Origin of the sequence: Roseovarius sp. A-2 (assembly GCF_002072155.1) — a bacterium.
Lineage (GTDB): Bacteria > Pseudomonadota > Alphaproteobacteria > Rhodobacterales > Rhodobacteraceae > Roseovarius.
Map to the genome: position 1 here is coordinate 49,288 of NZ_BDIY01000018.1, position 15,837 is coordinate 65,124.

At 63.2% G+C, this 15,837-nt stretch carries 18 protein-coding genes; 15 read left to right on the top strand and 3 right to left on the bottom strand.

Going from position 1 to position 15,837, the window contains the following annotated elements; translation table 11 throughout:
* The first annotated feature begins 56 nt into the window (after positions 1-56).
* From BHD06_RS16815 to BHD06_RS24405, 7 genes are all read left to right on the top strand, one after another.
* Positions 57-1,241, top strand: coding sequence for an alanine--glyoxylate aminotransferase family protein (locus BHD06_RS16815; protein WP_080458142.1), 1,185 nt, complete (start codon positions 57-59; stop codon positions 1,239-1,241).
* Between the two features lie 121 nt (positions 1,242-1,362).
* Entirely contained in the window at positions 1,363-2,337 is a 975-nt protein-coding gene (locus BHD06_RS16820; RefSeq protein WP_080458143.1) for a TRAP transporter substrate-binding protein, read from the top strand.
* Between the two features lie 117 nt (positions 2,338-2,454).
* Positions 2,455-3,009, top strand: coding sequence for a TRAP transporter small permease (locus tag BHD06_RS16825; protein WP_080458144.1), 555 nt, complete (start codon positions 2,455-2,457; stop codon positions 3,007-3,009).
* Positions 3,009-4,289, top strand: a complete 1,281-nt coding sequence (locus tag BHD06_RS16830) for a TRAP transporter large permease (RefSeq protein ID WP_080458145.1) — start codon at positions 3,009-3,011, stop codon at positions 4,287-4,289. Before BHD06_RS16825 ends, BHD06_RS16830 begins: the two co-directional genes overlap by 1 nt.
* A 9-nt stretch (positions 4,290-4,298) precedes the next feature.
* Entirely contained in the window at positions 4,299-5,072 is a 774-nt protein-coding gene (locus BHD06_RS16835; RefSeq protein WP_080458146.1) for an enoyl-CoA hydratase, read from the top strand.
* On the top strand, positions 5,069-6,271 hold the full coding sequence (locus tag BHD06_RS16840) for a CaiB/BaiF CoA-transferase family protein (protein ID WP_176214387.1): 1,203 nt from the start codon (positions 5,069-5,071) through the stop codon (positions 6,269-6,271). Before BHD06_RS16835 ends, BHD06_RS16840 begins: the two co-directional genes overlap by 4 nt.
* A gap of 11 nt (positions 6,272-6,282) precedes the next feature.
* Positions 6,283-6,546: a transposase gene (locus BHD06_RS24405; RefSeq protein ID WP_376764857.1), complete on the top strand. Its 264-nt coding sequence runs from the start codon at positions 6,283-6,285 to the stop codon at positions 6,544-6,546.
* Here the strand turns inward: BHD06_RS24405 and BHD06_RS16850 are convergent.
* On the bottom strand, positions 6,520-7,695 hold the full coding sequence (locus BHD06_RS16850) for a CaiB/BaiF CoA-transferase family protein (RefSeq protein ID WP_080458148.1): 1,176 nt from the start codon (positions 7,693-7,695) through the stop codon (positions 6,520-6,522). The genes BHD06_RS24405 and BHD06_RS16850 overlap by 27 nt on opposite strands.
* A gap of 10 nt (positions 7,696-7,705) precedes the next feature.
* The gene (locus BHD06_RS16855) at positions 7,706-9,340 is read right to left on the bottom strand and encodes a thiamine pyrophosphate-binding protein (RefSeq protein WP_254892455.1); all 1,635 of its coding nucleotides are present in this window, start codon (positions 9,338-9,340) and stop codon (positions 7,706-7,708) included.
* A 210-nt stretch (positions 9,341-9,550) separates the two neighbouring features.
* Between BHD06_RS16855 and BHD06_RS16860 the strand changes: the two genes are divergently transcribed.
* The 6 genes from BHD06_RS16860 (at position 9,551) to BHD06_RS16885 (ending at position 13,354) form a co-directional block, all read left to right on the top strand.
* Positions 9,551-10,162, top strand: coding sequence for a ribonuclease D (locus BHD06_RS16860; RefSeq protein WP_080458149.1), 612 nt, complete (start codon positions 9,551-9,553; stop codon positions 10,160-10,162).
* A 44-nt stretch (positions 10,163-10,206) separates the two neighbouring features.
* Complete coding sequence (lptC, locus tag BHD06_RS16865; protein ID WP_176214388.1) at positions 10,207-10,779, top strand: LPS export ABC transporter periplasmic protein LptC; 573 nt, start codon at positions 10,207-10,209, stop codon at positions 10,777-10,779.
* A gap of 5 nt (positions 10,780-10,784) precedes the next feature.
* The gene (gene lptA, locus BHD06_RS16870) at positions 10,785-11,279 is read left to right on the top strand and encodes a lipopolysaccharide transport periplasmic protein LptA (RefSeq protein WP_254892456.1); all 495 of its coding nucleotides are present in this window, start codon (positions 10,785-10,787) and stop codon (positions 11,277-11,279) included.
* Positions 11,276-12,040, top strand: coding sequence for an LPS export ABC transporter ATP-binding protein (lptB, locus tag BHD06_RS16875; protein ID WP_080458151.1), 765 nt, complete (start codon positions 11,276-11,278; stop codon positions 12,038-12,040). The genes lptA and lptB overlap by 4 nt, the downstream gene beginning before the upstream one ends.
* A 240-nt stretch (positions 12,041-12,280) precedes the next feature.
* On the top strand, positions 12,281-12,844 hold the full coding sequence (gene hpf / locus BHD06_RS16880; protein ID WP_080458152.1) for a ribosome hibernation-promoting factor, HPF/YfiA family: 564 nt from the start codon (positions 12,281-12,283) through the stop codon (positions 12,842-12,844).
* Positions 12,845-12,889: 45 nt separating this feature from the next.
* A complete protein-coding gene (locus BHD06_RS16885; protein WP_080458153.1) occupies positions 12,890-13,354 on the top strand; it encodes a PTS sugar transporter subunit IIA in 465 nt (154 codons plus the stop codon).
* Between the two features lie 46 nt (positions 13,355-13,400).
* On the opposite strand, the gene uraH is transcribed toward BHD06_RS16885, so the two are convergent.
* Positions 13,401-13,754, bottom strand: coding sequence for a hydroxyisourate hydrolase (gene uraH, locus BHD06_RS16890; protein WP_080458154.1), 354 nt, complete (start codon positions 13,752-13,754; stop codon positions 13,401-13,403).
* Between the two features lie 171 nt (positions 13,755-13,925).
* Here uraH and puuE point away from each other — a divergent pair, with 171 nt between their 5' ends.
* Positions 13,926-15,341, top strand: coding sequence for an allantoinase PuuE (puuE, locus tag BHD06_RS16895; RefSeq protein WP_080458155.1), 1,416 nt, complete (start codon positions 13,926-13,928; stop codon positions 15,339-15,341).
* A complete protein-coding gene (locus BHD06_RS16900; protein WP_080458156.1) occupies positions 15,338-15,832 on the top strand; it encodes an ureidoglycolate lyase in 495 nt (164 codons plus the stop codon). Before puuE ends, BHD06_RS16900 begins: the two co-directional genes overlap by 4 nt.
* Positions 15,833-15,837 lie beyond the last annotated feature (5 nt).

Consider the following 15,837-nt stretch of genomic DNA (forward strand, 5'->3'; position numbering starts at 1 on the left):
TCTTCGCCACTCGGCCCCTCGCGGGCGCAGGTGCCGTCATCTTGAGGAGGAACGACATGCCTGCTGGCCGCCATTTTCTACAAATCCCGGGGCCGTCGAACGTGCCTGACCGCATCCTGCGGGCAATGGACTATCCGACGATGGATCACCGTGGCCCGGCCTTTGCCGATGTTGGGCGCAAGGCGCTTGAGGGGATGAAGAGCATCTTCCAAACCGAAGGCCGCGTGGTGATCTACCCATCGTCCGGCACCGGCGCGTGGGAAGCCGCACTGGTAAACACGCTGTCGCCGGGCGACACGGTGCTGATGTATGAGACAGGGCATTTCGCGACCCTGTGGAAGAAGCTGGCCGAAAAGCTGGGCCTGAACCCCGTCTTCATCGAGGGCGACTGGCGCGGCGGGGCCGACGCGGCGGCCATCGAGGAGCATCTGCGCGGCGACAAAGGCCAAGACATCAAGGCAGTTTGCGTCGTGCATAACGAGACCTCGACCGGCTCTGTTACAGATGTGGCCGCCGTGCGCCGCGCCATCGACGCGGCGGGCCACTCGGCGCTCTTGATGGTCGATACGATTTCCTCGCTCGCCTCGGTCGACTACCGGCATGACGAGTGGGGCGTGGATGTGACGGTTGCGGGCTCGCAAAAGGGGTTAATGCTGCCGCCGGGCCTGTCGTTCAATGCCATCAGCGACAAGGCGATGAACGCGTCCGAGAGCGCGGGGCTAATCCGCTCCTACTGGAGCTGGTCCGAGATGGCAGGGCCGAACGACACCGGCTATTTCCCTTACACGCCCGCGACCAACCTGCTTTATGGTCTCAACGAGGCGATTGACATGCTGCACGAGGAGGGGCTGGAAAATGTCTTTTCCCGGCATCAGCGGCACGGTAGGGCGGCGCGCGCGGCGGTCGAGGCCTGGGGGCTGGAGGTGCTGTGCAACACGCCCTCCGACCGCTCGCCGGTGCTGACGGCGGTGATGGTGCCCGAGGGGCATTCGGCCGACAATTTCCGCGCTGTCACCTTGCGCAATTACGACATGTCGCTTGGCAATGGCCTCTCGAAGGTCGCCGACCGGGTGTTCCGGATCGGGCACTTGGGCGATTTCAACGATCTGATGCTGATCGGCACGCTGGCCGGTGTGGAAATGGGCCTGCGCGATGCCGGCGTGCCATATAGCGCGGGCGGGGTTCAGGCCGCGATGGACGTCCTGGGGCAGACCGCCCAGGCCAATCGCGCCGCCGCCTGACGGTGGATGTTCCGCGCGGGAGGAGGAGCCTGCGCGGGACGCACCCGAGATGTTCGGGCAACGCAAAGACCACCGTGCGGACGGAGCCGTGCGGGACATTGAAACCAAGGGAGGAAAGATAATGAAAAAAACACTGATTGCAGCCGTTGTGGCCTCGTTCGCGGCCCTGCCCGCCACGGCGGCCGACACGACGTTGAAATTCGGCCATGTCGGCGCGCCCGGTTCGCTCTTCGAGGCGACCGCCAATCACTACGCCGCCTGCGTGGCCGAGAAATCCGGCGGCTCGGTTGAAGTACAGACTTTTGGGTCGTCACAGCTTGGCAAGGACAAGGAGCTGTTGCAGAAGCTCAAGCTGGGGCAGGTCGATTTCGCGCTGCCCTCGTCGGTGATGTCCTCGGTCGACAGCGTTTTCGGCATTTTCGAGATGCCTTATATCATCAAGGATCGCGACCATATGCGCCGCGTGCAGGATGCGATGATGGACACGTTTCAGGGCGCGGCCAACGACAATGGCTATCACATTGTGGGCTTGGCCGAGAACGGCTTTCGCAACATCACCAACAATATCCGCCCGATCAACACGCCCGAGGATCTGCAAGGCGTCAAGCTGCGCACGCCCAATGGTCAATGGCGCGTGAAGATGTTCAAGCAATACGGCGCGAACCCGACCCCGATGGCGTTCTCGGACGTGTTTACCGCGCTGCAGACCGGCGTGATCGACGGGCAGGAAAACCCCTATGCGCAGATCGCCTCGGCCAAGTTTCAGGAGGTGCAGAAGTATCTGTCGATCACCGGGCATGTCTACACGCCTGCCTATATCCTCGCCTCGGAAAAACACTTCGGCAAGCATTCCGAAGAGGTACAGGCGATGCTGAGCGACTGCGCGGCAGAGACCCAGACCTTCACCTATGAGAAGGCGGCGGAGCTTGAGACCGAATTGCTCGGCGTGATCAAGGACGCGGGCGTCGAGGTGAACGAGGCCGACAAGGACGCCTTCATCACCGCCTCCAAGCCGATCTACGAAGCCTTTGCTGCCGAGGTCGATGGCGGGCAGGAGATGATCGACAAGGTGCTCGCGCTTGGCAACGCAAGCTAAGCACCCCTCCGGTGGCCCTGACCGGGGCCGCCGGATGATCCCTGACACATGAATGACGGCCCGATCCCGGCGCGCCTGCGTGACGGTAGGGGTTGATGCAGCGCAAGACAGGCCCGAATGAACCCTCTCCTTCACCGAACAAACCGGATCGCAAGCAGTCTTCTGGAATGGACCACCGTTCTGCTTATGGTCGGCCTAACCGCCATCGTGATCGTGGCCGTGCTCGCCCGCCTGATGGGGCAGAGCTTTTCCTGGTATGACGAAGTGGCGGCGATCATGCTTGCCTGGATCACCTATTATGGCTCGGCGCTCGCCGCGCTGCACCGGCGGCATATCGGCTTCGACTCGGTGCTGCTGGCCATCCCGCCCCGCGCGCGGATGATGGCGGTGCTGGTGGGCGAGGCGCTTGTGCTCATCTTCTTCGTGCTGATGGCGCGAGCGGGCTTTCAAGTGCTGGAAGTGCTGGAGGGTGACAGCCTGACCTCACTGCCTTGGGTGCCGATCCAATTCACTCAATCGGTCATCCCCATCGGTGCCATACTCTTCATCATCTGCCAATTGCTGAGCCTGCCGCATTACTGGGCCAAGACGGCGCAAGGCATATCGCTTGAGCATGCCGAGATCGAGGAAGAGGTCGAAACCGAAATGGAAAAGAACAAGGAGCGCGGCTGATGCTGATGCTGGCGATTTTCTTAGCCCTCGTGGCGATGATCTGCATCAACGTGCCGATCGCGATCGGGCTGGCACTTGCAGGCGTCATGGGGCTTCTGGTCACCGAAGGGGCGGGTAGCCTCGTGACGATCGCGCTCGACATGTATGACGGCTCGACCAAATTCTCGCTGATTGCGATCCCGATGTTCGTGCTGGCGGGTGCGATCATGAACGCGGGCGGCATCACCGACCGGCTGATCAATTTCGTCTCGGCGATCATCGGCTTCGTCCGCGGTGGCCTCGCCATGGTCAATATCGGCGTATCGTTGTTTTTCGCCGAAATCTCCGGTTCTGCGGTAGCGGATGTGGCGGCGATGGGATCAATCCTTATCCCGCAGATGAAGAAACGCGGCTATTCCAAGGAGCTTTCGGCGGCCGTCACATCATCTTCGGCCTCACTGGCAATCATCATCCCGCCGTCAATCCCGATGATCCTCTATGCGGCGTCGGCCAACACCTCGGTTGAGCAGCTGTTCGTCGCAGGTGTGGTTCCGGGCCTTCTGGGCGCGTTCGGGCTGATGATGGTCGCCTATATCTTCGCCCGCCGCTACAACCTGCCGACCGAAGAGGCGTTCAACATCCCGCGCCTGCGCGAGACCTTCATAGACGCGCTGCCCGCCTTCACGCTGCCGGTGATCATCCTTGGCGGCATCTTCGGCGGATTCGTCACCGCGACAGAGGCGGCAGGGCTGGCAGTGATCGCGGCCATCGTGGTGTCGGCCTGGTATCGGCAGATCGACATCGCTCATCTGCGCCGTGCCATGCTCGATGGTGGCATGCAGACCGCCGTCGTGATGCTGCTGGTCGCGGCCTCGGTGCTGATGGGCGGGTTCCTCACCCGCGCGCAGATCCCGCAGCAACTGGCGCAGGGCATTCTCAACATTACAGATCAGCAATGGGCGATCCTGCTCATTCTCAACTTCTTCTTCCTGGTGATCGGGTTCTTTCTGCACTCGGCTGCGGCGATCATCCTCGTGATTCCGATTGTCATGCCGCTGATCACGGCGGCGGGTATCGACCCGGTGCATTTCGGTCTGGTTGTGACGCTGAACCTTGCCATCGGTCAGCAGACGCCCCCCGTGGCCTCGGTGCTGATCACATCCTGCGCGGTGGCGCGAGCCAATATCTGGGAGGTGTCCAAGGTCAATATCTGGTTCGTGCTGGTGCTTCTGGTCGTGCTGATGCTGTGCACCTATGTGCCGTCGGTGCCGCTGTTCCTCGTCGAATACTTTTACCGCTAGGGGGCTGCCATGAGCGAACTCGCATCGCAGGTCCGGGGCCACACGCTCTGGATCACCTTCAACCGCCCGCAGGCGCGCAATGCGCTGACCTTCGAGATGTACGAAGGGCTAGCCAAGCTGTGCCGCGAGGTGCCGACCGATGGCAGCATTCGCGCCGTGGTCATTCATGGCGCGGGGGGCAAGGCGTTCGCGGCGGGCACCGACATGACGCAGTTTCGCGCATTCGAGCGCGCGCAGGATGCGCTTGATTACGAGGCGCGCATCGAGCGCGTGCTGGAGGCGGTTGAGCGTTGCCCGCTGCCCACGGTCGCCGCGATCAACGGGGCCTGCACCGGGGGCGGGGCCGCGATTGCCGGGGCCTGCGATATCCGCATTGCCACCGCAAACCTCAAGTTCGGCTTTCCCATCGCGCGCACCCTTGGCAATTGCCTGGCTGCCGCCAATCTGGCGCGGCTGTCGTCTTTGATGGGGGCAGGGCGAGTACGCGAAATGATCTTTACCGCCCGCCTGATCGGCGCCGACGAGGCGCAGGGCTGTGGCCTGATCACCGAGGTGCTGGAGGACGAAGACGCCCTGATGGCCCGCGCCGGGGAACTGGCCGACACGCTGGCGCAGATGGCCCCCCTGACACTGCGCGCCACGAAAGAGGCGATGCGCCGGGTGAGCGCCGCTACACGGGTCGAGGACGCCGACCTCATCGAGATGTGTTACATGAGCCGCGACTTCCGCCACGGGCTGGAGGCGTTCCTAAACAAGGAAAAGCCCGTATGGAGCGGGACATGACGCAGACAGGCCCCCTTGCGGGGATGAAGGTGATCGAGCTTGCGCATATCATGGCCGGACCGGTCTGTGGCCTGATGCTGGCCGATATGGGCGCGGATGTGATCAAGGTAGAAAAGCCCGATGGCGATGACAGCCGCCGGTTTGTGCCGCCCGCGATCCAAGGCGAGTCCGCCGCCTACATGATGATGAACCGCAACAAGCGGGGCGTGGCGCTGAACCTTAAGGATGCGCAGGGGGTCGAGGCGCTGCACCGTCTGCTGGAAGACGCCGATGTGGTGATCGAGAATTACCGCATGGGCACTATGGAACGGCTGGGGCTGGGATATGAGGAGCTGCGCGCGATCAATCCGCGGCTGATCTATTGCGAAATCTCGGGCTTTGGCCGCACCGGCCCCTATGCGCAGCGCGGCGGATTTGACCTTATCGCGCAGGGCATGTCGGGGCTGATGTCGATCACTGGCGAGGGGCCGGGGCGGCCCCCGGTCAAGACCGGTGCGCCGGTCTCGGACATCACGGCGGGGATCGTCGCAGCGATGGGGGTTTCCGCCGCCTACGCACGGATGTTGCAGACCGGCGAGGGGCAAAAGGTCGACACCTCGCTTTTCGAGGCAGCGATCACCCAGACCTATTGGCAATCGGCGATTGCCTTCGCCACCGGCGTGGCGCCCGGCCCGATGGGCTCGGCGCATCCGCTCAACGGTCCCTATCAGGCATTTGAGACGGCGGATGGCTGGATCAACGTGGGCGCCGCCAATCAGCGTAACTGGCTGCGGTTTCTTGACGTGATTGGCGCGATGGAGCTGAACGACGACGCGCGCTTTGCCTCCAACCACGACCGGATGCAGCATCTGGGAGAGTTGGAGGAGATCCTCAACGGCTATCTGCGCCACGAGACCTCGGCGGTCTGGCTGGAGCGGATGGAGCAGGCGGGGCTGCCCGCCGGGCCGGTGTTGGATATCCTGGAGATGCAGGCCGACCCGCAGGCAATTGCCCGTGAGATGATCGTCGAAGTGGATCACCCGATGGCAGGCCGCGTCAAGACATTGGGACATCCGGTCAAGTTCAGCGAGCCCCCCGCCACCCTGCGCCGCGCGGCACCTGTTCTGGGGCAGCATAGCCGCGAGGTGTTGCAGGAGGCAGGTTATGACGCGGCAGAGGTCGAGGCGATGGTGGCTTCGGGCGCGGTGATCACTGCGTGAATGATCACCCGGTGTCATCGGCACAGCACGGAGACCTGAATGCGGCCGCTCCATCCTCCGGCGCGCGTTTCGGCTGCGTGCTGGCCGATTCAGGATACGGATCGAGCAGGCCCTTCCGTCAGGCTTTGAGCGCGCGCGATCTCAAGTGGGCGGTGGGTCTGCCGCGCCGCCAGAATGTCTATCCGCCCATTCTCGCACTGATCGCGCCCGTCGCGAAAGCCGGAAGGTGCCGCAAGTGTAGTGATAGGTTAAAGGTCGTCGCGGAGCCGCTTTAGCACCGCCTCGGTATCCGCGCCCGTCGAAGGCGGGGTAGACCGGTAACTGACAGGCGTGCGCGAGAATTTGAGCGGATTGCCGATCAGCCGCACCTCGCCTGCCCCGGTCTGCGGGGCAGGCAGGGTGATGGTCATCCCCCGCGCCTGCGCCTGATCGCTCTCCAGTGCCTGCTCGATCGTATTGACCGGCCCCACCGGAACCTTGCGCGCCTCCAGCCCGTCGATCACGTCCTGCATCGTCCGGGTCTCCAGCACCGCGGCGATCATCGGCACCAGCGTGTCGCGATGCGCCAGTCGTGCGCTGTTGGTGGCGAAACGCGGATCAGTGGCCCAGTCGGGCTGCCCCAGATAGTCGCAGAACCGGGCATACTGGCTGTCATTGCCCACCGCGACGATCACGTAACCGTCCGAGGTGGCAAAGACCTGATAGGGCACGATATTGGGATGCGCGTTGCCCGCCCGCGTGGGCGCGACACCGGAGGTCAGGTAATTCAGCCCCTGATTGACCAGCCAGGACATCGTCGTATCCACCAGCGCCAGATCGATATGCTGTCCCTCACCGGTCGCATCGCGATGCCGCAGCGCCGCCAGAATGCCCGTGGCGGCGTATAGCCCACAGACCACATCGGCCACGCCCACCCCCACCTTCATCGGCTCCTCGCCCGCCTCGCCGGTGATCGACATGATCCCGCCAAAGCCCTGCGCCATCAGGTCATATCCCGGCTTGTCGCGGTTCGGCCCGGTCTGGCCGAAACCAGAAATCGAGCAATAGACAAGGCCCGGATAGGTAGCACACAGCGTCTCGTGATCGAGACCGTATTTGCGCAACCCCCCGGGTTTGAAATTCTCGATCACCACATCCGCGCGCCCGGCCAGATCATGCAGCATCTTCTGCACCTGCGGATCGGTCAGGTCCACCGCCACCGATTGCTTGTTGCGGTTCGAGGACATGAAATAGGCCGAAAGATCCGTGGGTCGCCCTTCGGCATCCACCGCAAAGGGCGGCCCCCATTGCCGCGTGTCATCGCCTGCAAGGCTCTCGATCTTGATCACCTCGGCCCCCAGATCACCCAAGAGCTGCGTGCAAGTCGGCCCTGCCAGAATGCGGCTAAGGTCGAGAACAACGAGACCATCCAATGGGCCGGGCATGGGCATCTCCTCAGATACGGTTGTCGTAAGAGCCGCGTTCGATCTCGGCTGCGATGACGGTAAACGTGTCGGCCTTTTGCGCCTCTTCCAGTGCAGCGCGCAACTCCGCCCGGTTCGTCGCCCGCACACCGTTCCCGCCAAAGGCCCGGCCAATGGCCGCGAAATCGTGATGGCCGAAATCGACCGCCAGATTGACCATCTGCCGCTCGCGCTGCTTCTTCTCGATCAGCGCAAGGCTGGCATCGACAAAGACGACAAAGATCACCGGCAGGTTCAGTTCCGCCACGGTCGACAACTCGCCCGCCACCATCAGGAACCCGGCATCGCCCGAGAAACTGACGACTGTGGTCTCAGGCGTGGCGATCTTGGCCCCCATCGCCAGCGGCACGGCACAGCCCATCGTGCAAAGCGCGGTAGATTGCAGCACCGAGTGGGGGTGATGCGTCACCCACATCTGCGACAGCAGGATGCGATGCGCGCCGCTATCGATGGTGATGATGCTGTCTGTGGGCAGCGTGGCACGCGCCTCGGCGATTACCGCCGCGGCCCCCCAGTCATCACCGGTTGGGAAGGCCCGCGCCAGCGCGGCGCGCGCCTCTGTCACCTCACCGCCGGGCCATGTGGCACGGGGCGCAACCCCCTCGGCGATGGCCGCCAGCGACGGCCCGCAGGCCCCCACGACATTCATCGTCGCCTGATGCATGTATTGATCATTGGGCACGGCGGCGATGTCGATCACCTTGACCTGCGCGGGATCCCAGATTTCGCGCCAACCAGGGCGCATCTCGATCGGGTCATAGCCGACGCAGAGGATCAGATCAGCTTTTTCCACGAGCGGCACAAGCACGCCATCGGCCAAAGGCGACAGGCCCGCCCCCCCAAGAGACAGCGGATGGGTCTCCGGGATGATCCCTTTGGCCTTGTAGGACGTGATCACCGGAACGTTCAGACGTTCGGCGACCTCAAGAATTGTGGCCCCCGCCCCCTCGTTGACGGCATCGAGCCCCACGATCATCACCGGGCGCTCGGCCCTGACCAGCCAGTCGCGCGCCTCCTCTGGTACGGCAGGCACCATCGGCACCGCATCGGGGCGGCGGCGCAGGCGCGGCAGGGTTACGCGGCTATCGGCCACGGAAATCGGCACATCGATAAAGACCGGGCCGGGCCGCCCCTCGGTGGCGATGCCCACGGCTTTGTCGGCTATGATATCCGCCCCCTGCGCCGTCAGGCGGAACGTCGCCTTGGTGATCGGCGCCAGAACCGCCTCGTGATCGAGGATCTGATGGCTATAGGTCAGCGCCTCATCTGCATCGACACAGCCGGAAATCACGATCAGCGGCACCCGGTCCTGATGCGCGTTGGCGATGGCGTTCACACCATTCAACACCCCCGGCCCCAGCGTGGCAATGAGGATACCGGGCGCGCCGGTGCGGTGCCAGACGCCCTCGGCCATGAAGGCGGCGGCATTCTCGTGCCGCGCCAGCGTCACCTCTATCCCGGCCCGCGCCAGCGCATCCATCACCGTCAATACCTCACCCCCCGGCATGCCGAATGCATGGCGGCAGCCCGCCTCATAGAGCCTGCGGGCAAGGAAATCGGCGGCGCGATTATCAGTCTGGTCGGTGTTGGTCAGGGGCATGGGCATGGGTTCTGTCTCCTCTTGCGTCACTTTGTGGCCGAGCACCGGGCCGACCGCAAGCCGCTTTGCCCCTCTCCAGCGCGGCACGAGCTGGAATTCCCCCCATGGGCGACCTAAATCCGGGTTGAGACAAGCGCCGAAACAGCCTAAGAAAATTGGGATTTCGATCCCGTATGACAGACAGCCCGCGCACCTCTCGCGGCACAAGGATATCCGATGGCAAACCACCTTTATCAGAACGACCTGCCCGACGGGCTGGATCTCGGCCCCGTCGTGGCGATCGACTGCGAGACGATGGGCCTCAACCCGCATCGTGACCGGCTATGTGTCGTGCAACTCTCGGACGGGGATGGCAACGCACATCTGGTGCAGGTGGCCCAGGGACAGACCAGCGCACCCAACCTCGAGAGGCTGCTGCGCGACCCGGATGTGCTCAAGCTCTTTCACTTCGGGCGGTTCGACATCGCGGCGATGTACAATGCCTTCGGTGCGCTGGCCGAACCGGTCTATTGCACCAAGATCGCTTCGAAACTGATCCGCACCTATACCGACCGGCACGGGCTGAAATACCTGCTGCAAGAGCTGTTGGGCGTCGATATCTCCAAGCAGCAGCAGACCTCCGACTGGGGCGCGGAGACCCTCACCGAGGCGCAGCTCAATTACGCCGCCTCGGATGTGCTCTACCTGCACCGCCTGCGCGAGGAACTCGACAAACGGCTGGCCCGCGAGGGGCGCACCGACATGGCGCGGGCCTGTTTCGCGTTCTTGCCGATGCGCGCCCGGCTCGATCTGGCCGGCTGGCCCGAGATCGACATTTTCGCCCATTGAGCATGGCACGGGGCGGCGACACACATTCGCAGATCGTGACAGGGATGAAAATCCTGCTGCCCCTTGCCGCGCTGTCCCTTTTGTCAACGGTCTTCCTGATCTCGGAAACCGTCGATCCGTCGAAATCCATACCGATCGCGCAGGTCGATCTTGAAAAGCGGGCAGAGGATCCGGGCTTTACAAATCCGGTCCTTGCCGGTGTGACCGATAAGGGGGACGAGATCCGCGTCTCGGCCGCCATCGCGAGGCCCGGGGACACCGCTCTGCACCGGCCGACGGCAGATCACATGGTGGTGCAGCTCCGCCTACGCGACAGCACCACAGTAACGATCCACGCCGAGCGGGCCGCAGTCACGCCTGAGACGGTAAGCGCAGAGTTGCGTGGCGGCGTGCGCATCACCACGTCGACCGGCTACGTGATCGAAACCGACCACCTCGAGGCGCGATTCGACACGCTCCGTGTCAGCACCTCGCACCCCTTGTCGGCGCGTGGGCGGTTCGGGGAACTGTCTGCCGGAGGTCTGCTGCTTCACGATGAGACAAACCGCGGTGACGTGGAATTGCTTTTCACCAGGGGTGTGAAGCTGGTATACCGTCCCGAAGATTGGGGGGATTGAGGTACGTGTTTGACTTGAGACCGATTGTGGCCGGAGTGGTGATCGCTTGTCTGCCGCTGGTGGCCATAGCACAGGGCGCACAGGTGGCCTTTGGCAGTTCGCCGGGCGATCGCGACCTGCCGATCGAGGTGACCTCCGACAGTCTTGACGTGAATCAGAACGAAAATACAGCCGTCTTTGCGGGGTCTGTCTTGATCGCGCAAGGGGCGATGCGGATCGCCGCGCCGCGTGTGCTTGTGGTCTATTCCTCGGACAGCCGTGGCATCGACCGGATCGAAGCGACCGGCGGCGTCACCCTCGTCGACGGGACCGACGCCGCCGAGGCGGCGCGCGCAGATTATGATGTCGTGACCGGGATGATCGAGTTGCGCGGCGACGTGCTTGTGGTGCAGGGCGCGGACGCAGTCGCGGGCGACGTGATGTTCGTCGATACCGAAGCGGGAACGGCGCGGGTTTTGGGCCGGGTCAAGACCCTGTTGCAGGCGGAGGCGCGCGAATGACCCGGCCGGAATTGTCCCTTGCCCCTGCAGCAGAGGACACTGGTCTGCGCGTCGAATGCCTACGCAAGAGCTATCGCAAGCGCGTGGTCATCCGGGATGTATCGCTGTCGCTCGATCGCGGCGAGGTGGTGGCCCTGCTCGGCCCCAACGGCTCTGGCAAGACGACCACCTTTTACGCGATTGCCGGTCTGGTGCCGCATGAGGGTGGGCATGTCTACATCGACGGGCGCGAGGTGGGCGGCCTGCCGATGTACCGTCGTGCCAAGCTCGGGATTGGCTATCTGCCGCAGGAAATGTCAATTTTTCGCGGGTTGTCGGTCGAGGACAACATCCTTGCGATTCTCGACATGACCGTGAAGGACAGGGACCTCCGTCAAAAGCGGTTAGAGCAATTGTTGTCGGAATTCTCCATCGAGCATCTGCGTCGCGCACCGGCTCTTGCGCTCTCGGGCGGCGAACGACGGCGCGTGGAAATCGCGCGCGCCCTTGCCGCCGATCCGAAGTACCTGCTTTTGGACGAGCCATTTGCCGGGGTCGATCCGATCTCGGTTGGCGATATCCGGCACCTCGTAACCGACCTTACGAAACGCGGCATCGGCGTGCTGATCACAGATCACAACGTTCGCGAGACGCTCGAGATCGTGGATCGCGCCTATATCCTGCATGACGGGCAAGTACTCATGTCCGGCAGCCCAAAGGACGTGGTGGAAAACGAGAACGTGCGCCGGGTCTATCTCGGTGACAGCTTTCGGATTTCGTGATCGCCGTCATCGGCAAATCCGCTCTGACGGATTGCAAATCCGATTGACAAGACGCCGTGAAAGCGCGTCAATTGGGGTATGACATGTTGTATTCTCGCGCTGTTCCCCGAATGGCCCCCGCGACACGGGCCTGTCTTGGGACAATCGAAACACATGTCGTTTATCAGCATCCGAGGCTAGGCAGGATCGCGGCGCAGGCGTGCCGCGTGCGGTTTCGGTTTCTCAAGCGAAGGAGACAAGATGCGTTATCAAATCAGTGGAAAGCAGATCGACATCGGCGAGGCGCTGCAAACGCATGTCAAGGAAGAGCTGGGCACGGCAGTCGCCAAATATGCCGAGCGTCCGACAGATGCAAATGTCGTCTTTTCCAAGAGCGCGAGTGAGTTTGTCTGCGAAGCGATCGTGCATCTTTCCACCGGGTTGACGGCACAAGCGAGCGCCAAGGCGCATGAAATCTATGCCGCCTTCGACGCGTGCTGCGAAAAAATGGAAAAACAACTTCGGCGGTACAAGCGCCGCCTGAAAGATCACCATCGCGAGCGTGCGGAGCCGGTTGAACTCTTCGGGGCTTCCTCTTATATCCTCGCGGCGAATGGCGAGGAGGTAGAATCGGAACCCGACAGCCTGCAACCGATCATCGTGGCCGAAATGGAAGCGCAAATTCCTTCTCTATCGGTCGGCGAGGCGGTCATGCAGATGGAGCTTGCAGGGGCACCGGTTCTGGTCTTTCGCAAAGAGGGAAAAGAGACGGTCAATGTCGTGTACCGCCGCGAAGACGGCAATATCGGCTGGATTGACCCTTAGTATAAGGTGACGGGCGGCAATTCCCCTGTCAGTGCGGCTCGACAAATGGACTTACCGATGATCCTCAAACCCGAGGCAGTGCGCATCCTTACGGGGGCCACCAGCAAGAAACGCCTGATGCAGGAGCTTGGGTTCATCGTCGAGGCCGCCTATGGGGTGCAGCACTCCCGCGCCGTCGAGGCACTCTTGGAGCGCGAAAGTCTGGGACCGACTGGCGTTGGCAATGGCGTGGCACTCCCGCATGCGCGAATCGACGGGCTCGATCAGGTGGTGGGCGTGCTGACGCTGCTGGAAAAGCCGATAAATTTCGATTCGGTGGATCGCCAGCCGGTCGACCTGGCCTTCGCGCTGTTTGCGCCCGAGGATGCGGGAGTCGAGCACCTCAAGGCGCTTGCCCTCGTATCGCGGACGCTGCGCGATACGTCGCTCTGCGCAAAGTTGCGGGCCAATACCGATCCCATGACGCTTTATACTATCGTGACCGAGGCACAGGCCGCACAGGCCGCCTGAATCCGTTGGCTGGCCAAAGGCGAAATGAATAACCCGCAACAGTCGTTCAACTGCCCCGATAGGTCGAATATCCAAACGGTGAGAGCAGCAACGGAACGTGGTAATGCGCAGGCTCCGCCATCCCGAAGCGGATCGGCACCAGGTCGAGAAAACGCGGAGTATTGGGTGGCATGCCTGACGCCTCCAGATAGGCCCCGGCGTGAAACACCAGCTCGTAGTTGCCGAGCGCGAACTCCTCCTTCGGTAGGATTGGCCCATCGGTGCGACCATCCGCATTGGTCGTCAGCGTGCGAATATGCGTGCGGGTCTCGCCTTGCATCCTGAACAGCTCGATCGTCAATCCGGCAGCGGGCTGACCCCGTGCGGTGTCCAGAACATGCGTTGTCAGATAGCCTGTCATACCAACCCCCTTTGTCACCGCGCATCATGGCCCGAGCCAAGCATCGTGCACAAGGTCGCGGCAGCCATATTCGGAATGAACTCTTTCAAGTGATATTGGAAAGTACTCTTGATCGTCTTGTCCTAAACTGAACCTGCCGGAACCCCGGCGCGCAACAACCGGTGGAGCCTGATGCAACGTTACCCTCGTGATCTTCGCGGCCATGGCCCGACGCCGCCTGACCCGCAGTGGCCGGATGGCGCACGCATCGCCGTGCAATTCGTCCTCAACTACGAGGAGGGCGGCGAAAATTGCGTTCTGCACGGCGATCCCGCCTCCGAGGCGTTCTTGTCGGACATTCCCGGCGCCGCCCCCTGGCCCGGGCAACGGCATTGGAACATGGAATCGATCTACGACTACGGCGCGCGGGCCGGGTTCTGGCGGCTACATCGCCTGTTCACCGGCGCGGGCATTCCGCTGACCATCTACGGCGTCGCCTCGGCACTCGCCCGCAGCCCTGAACAGGTGGCGGCAATGCAGGAGGCTGATTGGGAAATCGCCAGCCACGGCCTGAAATGGGTCGAGCACAAGGACATGCCGGAAGACGAAGAACGCGCCGCCATCGCCGAGGCGATCCGCCTCCACGAAGAGGTGACCGGCGCGCCGCCGCGCGGTTGGTATACCGGTCGGTGCAGCACTAATACCGTGCGGCTGGCCGCCGAGACCGGACGGTTTGACTATATCTCGGATACCTATGACGATGACCTGCCGCATTGGATACGGGTCACCGGGCGCGATCAACTGATCATTCCCTACACGCTCGAATGCAACGATATGCGGTTCGCAACCTCCCCCGGCTGGATCACCGGCGAGCAGTTCGGGAGTTACCTGCGCGATACCTTCGACACGCTTTATGCCGAAGGCGCGGCAGGCGCGCCGAAGATGATGACCGTGGGCCTGCATTGCCGCCTGATCGGACGGCCCGGCAAAATCGCCGGGCTACGCCGCTTCATCGAGCATATCCAGGGCTTTGGTGGAGTCTGGTGCCCGCGCCGAATCGACATCGCCGAGCATTGGGCGAAGGTTCACCCGCCCGAGCGGCCAGAGCGCCCGAGCGAAATGGATCAGGCCCGCTTTGTCGCCCGGTTCGGCGAGGTATTCGAGCACTCGCCTTGGGTGGCCGAGCGCGCCTATGCTTTGGAGCTGGGCCCGGCGCATGACTGCGCGGCGGGGGTGCATAACGTGCTCTGCCGGGCATTTCGGACCGCAAGCCGCGAGGAGCGGATGAGCGTGCTGCGCGCGCATCCGGATCTGGCCGGTAAGCTGGCCGCCGCCGGTCACCTAAGCGCCGAGAGCGCAACGGAACAGGCAGGAGCGGGGCTCGACCATCTCAGCGACGCAGACCGCGCCGCCTTCGAACGGCTCAACGCCGACTATGTGGCGCGTCACGGCTTCCCTTTCATCATCGCCGTCCGCGACCACGACACCGCCAGCATTCGTGCCGCCATGGAGCGGCGGCTGGCACAGGACAGCGATACCGAATTCGCCGAGGCCTGCCGTCAGGTCGAGCGCATCGCCGCCCTGCGCCTGCGCGAGAGGTTCGCATGAGCGAGGCCATCCCACTCACCGCTGCGCCATTGACCGCCGCCGATTTCGCCCGCTACGGCGACGTGATCGAGGCCCGTGCGACGCCCACCGCGATGATCAATCAGGGCCTTTGCGCCCGGCACAGCGATCTGGCACGGCTCGATTTTGACGGCGGTCGCGCCGGAATAAGCCTGTTTGACGCAGAGGCCCGCCACCTGCCGCATGTCGTGGAGATGGTCGAGCGGCATCCTTTGGGCAGTCAGGCTTTTCTCCCGCTAGGGCCGTTGCGATGCCTCGTGATCGTGGCGGAGGATGCAGAAGGGGCGCCCGGCGCGCCGCACGCCTTCATCACCGAACCCGGGCAGTCCATAAACCTGCATCGCGGGGTCTGGCACGGGGTACTCACGCCTTTGGACGAGGCTGGACAATTCGCGGTGGTGGACCGCATCGGCCTGGGCACGAATCTTGAGGAGTACTGGTTCAAGACGCCCTACATCGTCACATCCATTTAGCGCGA

What these genes read in the sequence shown, in the direction of transcription:
- BHD06_RS16815 (WP_080458142.1), top strand. Translation starts at nt 57, where the DNA reads ATGCCTGCTGGCCGCCATTTTCTACAAATCCCGGGGCCGTCGAACGTG.
- BHD06_RS16820 (WP_080458143.1), top strand. Translation starts at nt 1,363, where the DNA reads ATGAAAAAAACACTGATTGCAGCCGTTGTGGCCTCGTTCGCGGCCCTG.
- BHD06_RS16825 (WP_080458144.1), top strand. Translation starts at nt 2,455, where the DNA reads ATGAACCCTCTCCTTCACCGAACAAACCGGATCGCAAGCAGTCTTCTG.
- BHD06_RS16830 (WP_080458145.1), top strand. Translation starts at nt 3,009, where the DNA reads ATGCTGATGCTGGCGATTTTCTTAGCCCTCGTGGCGATGATCTGCATC.
- BHD06_RS16835 (WP_080458146.1), top strand. Translation starts at nt 4,299, where the DNA reads ATGAGCGAACTCGCATCGCAGGTCCGGGGCCACACGCTCTGGATCACC.
- BHD06_RS16840 (WP_176214387.1), top strand. Translation starts at nt 5,069, where the DNA reads ATGACGCAGACAGGCCCCCTTGCGGGGATGAAGGTGATCGAGCTTGCG.
- BHD06_RS16850 (WP_080458148.1), bottom strand. Translation starts at nt 7,695, where the DNA reads ATGCCCGGCCCATTGGATGGTCTCGTTGTTCTCGACCTTAGCCGCATT.
- BHD06_RS16855 (WP_254892455.1), bottom strand. Translation starts at nt 9,340, where the DNA reads ATGCCCATGCCCCTGACCAACACCGACCAGACTGATAATCGCGCCGCC.
- BHD06_RS16860 (WP_080458149.1), top strand. Translation starts at nt 9,551, where the DNA reads ATGGCAAACCACCTTTATCAGAACGACCTGCCCGACGGGCTGGATCTC.
- lptC (WP_176214388.1), top strand. Translation starts at nt 10,207, where the DNA reads ATGAAAATCCTGCTGCCCCTTGCCGCGCTGTCCCTTTTGTCAACGGTC.
- lptB (WP_080458151.1), top strand. Translation starts at nt 11,276, where the DNA reads ATGACCCGGCCGGAATTGTCCCTTGCCCCTGCAGCAGAGGACACTGGT.
- hpf (WP_080458152.1), top strand. Translation starts at nt 12,281, where the DNA reads ATGCGTTATCAAATCAGTGGAAAGCAGATCGACATCGGCGAGGCGCTG.
- BHD06_RS16885 (WP_080458153.1), top strand. Translation starts at nt 12,890, where the DNA reads ATGGACTTACCGATGATCCTCAAACCCGAGGCAGTGCGCATCCTTACG.
- uraH (WP_080458154.1), bottom strand. Translation starts at nt 13,754, where the DNA reads ATGACAGGCTATCTGACAACGCATGTTCTGGACACCGCACGGGGTCAG.
- puuE (WP_080458155.1), top strand. Translation starts at nt 13,926, where the DNA reads ATGCAACGTTACCCTCGTGATCTTCGCGGCCATGGCCCGACGCCGCCT.
- BHD06_RS16900 (WP_080458156.1), top strand. Translation starts at nt 15,338, where the DNA reads ATGAGCGAGGCCATCCCACTCACCGCTGCGCCATTGACCGCCGCCGAT.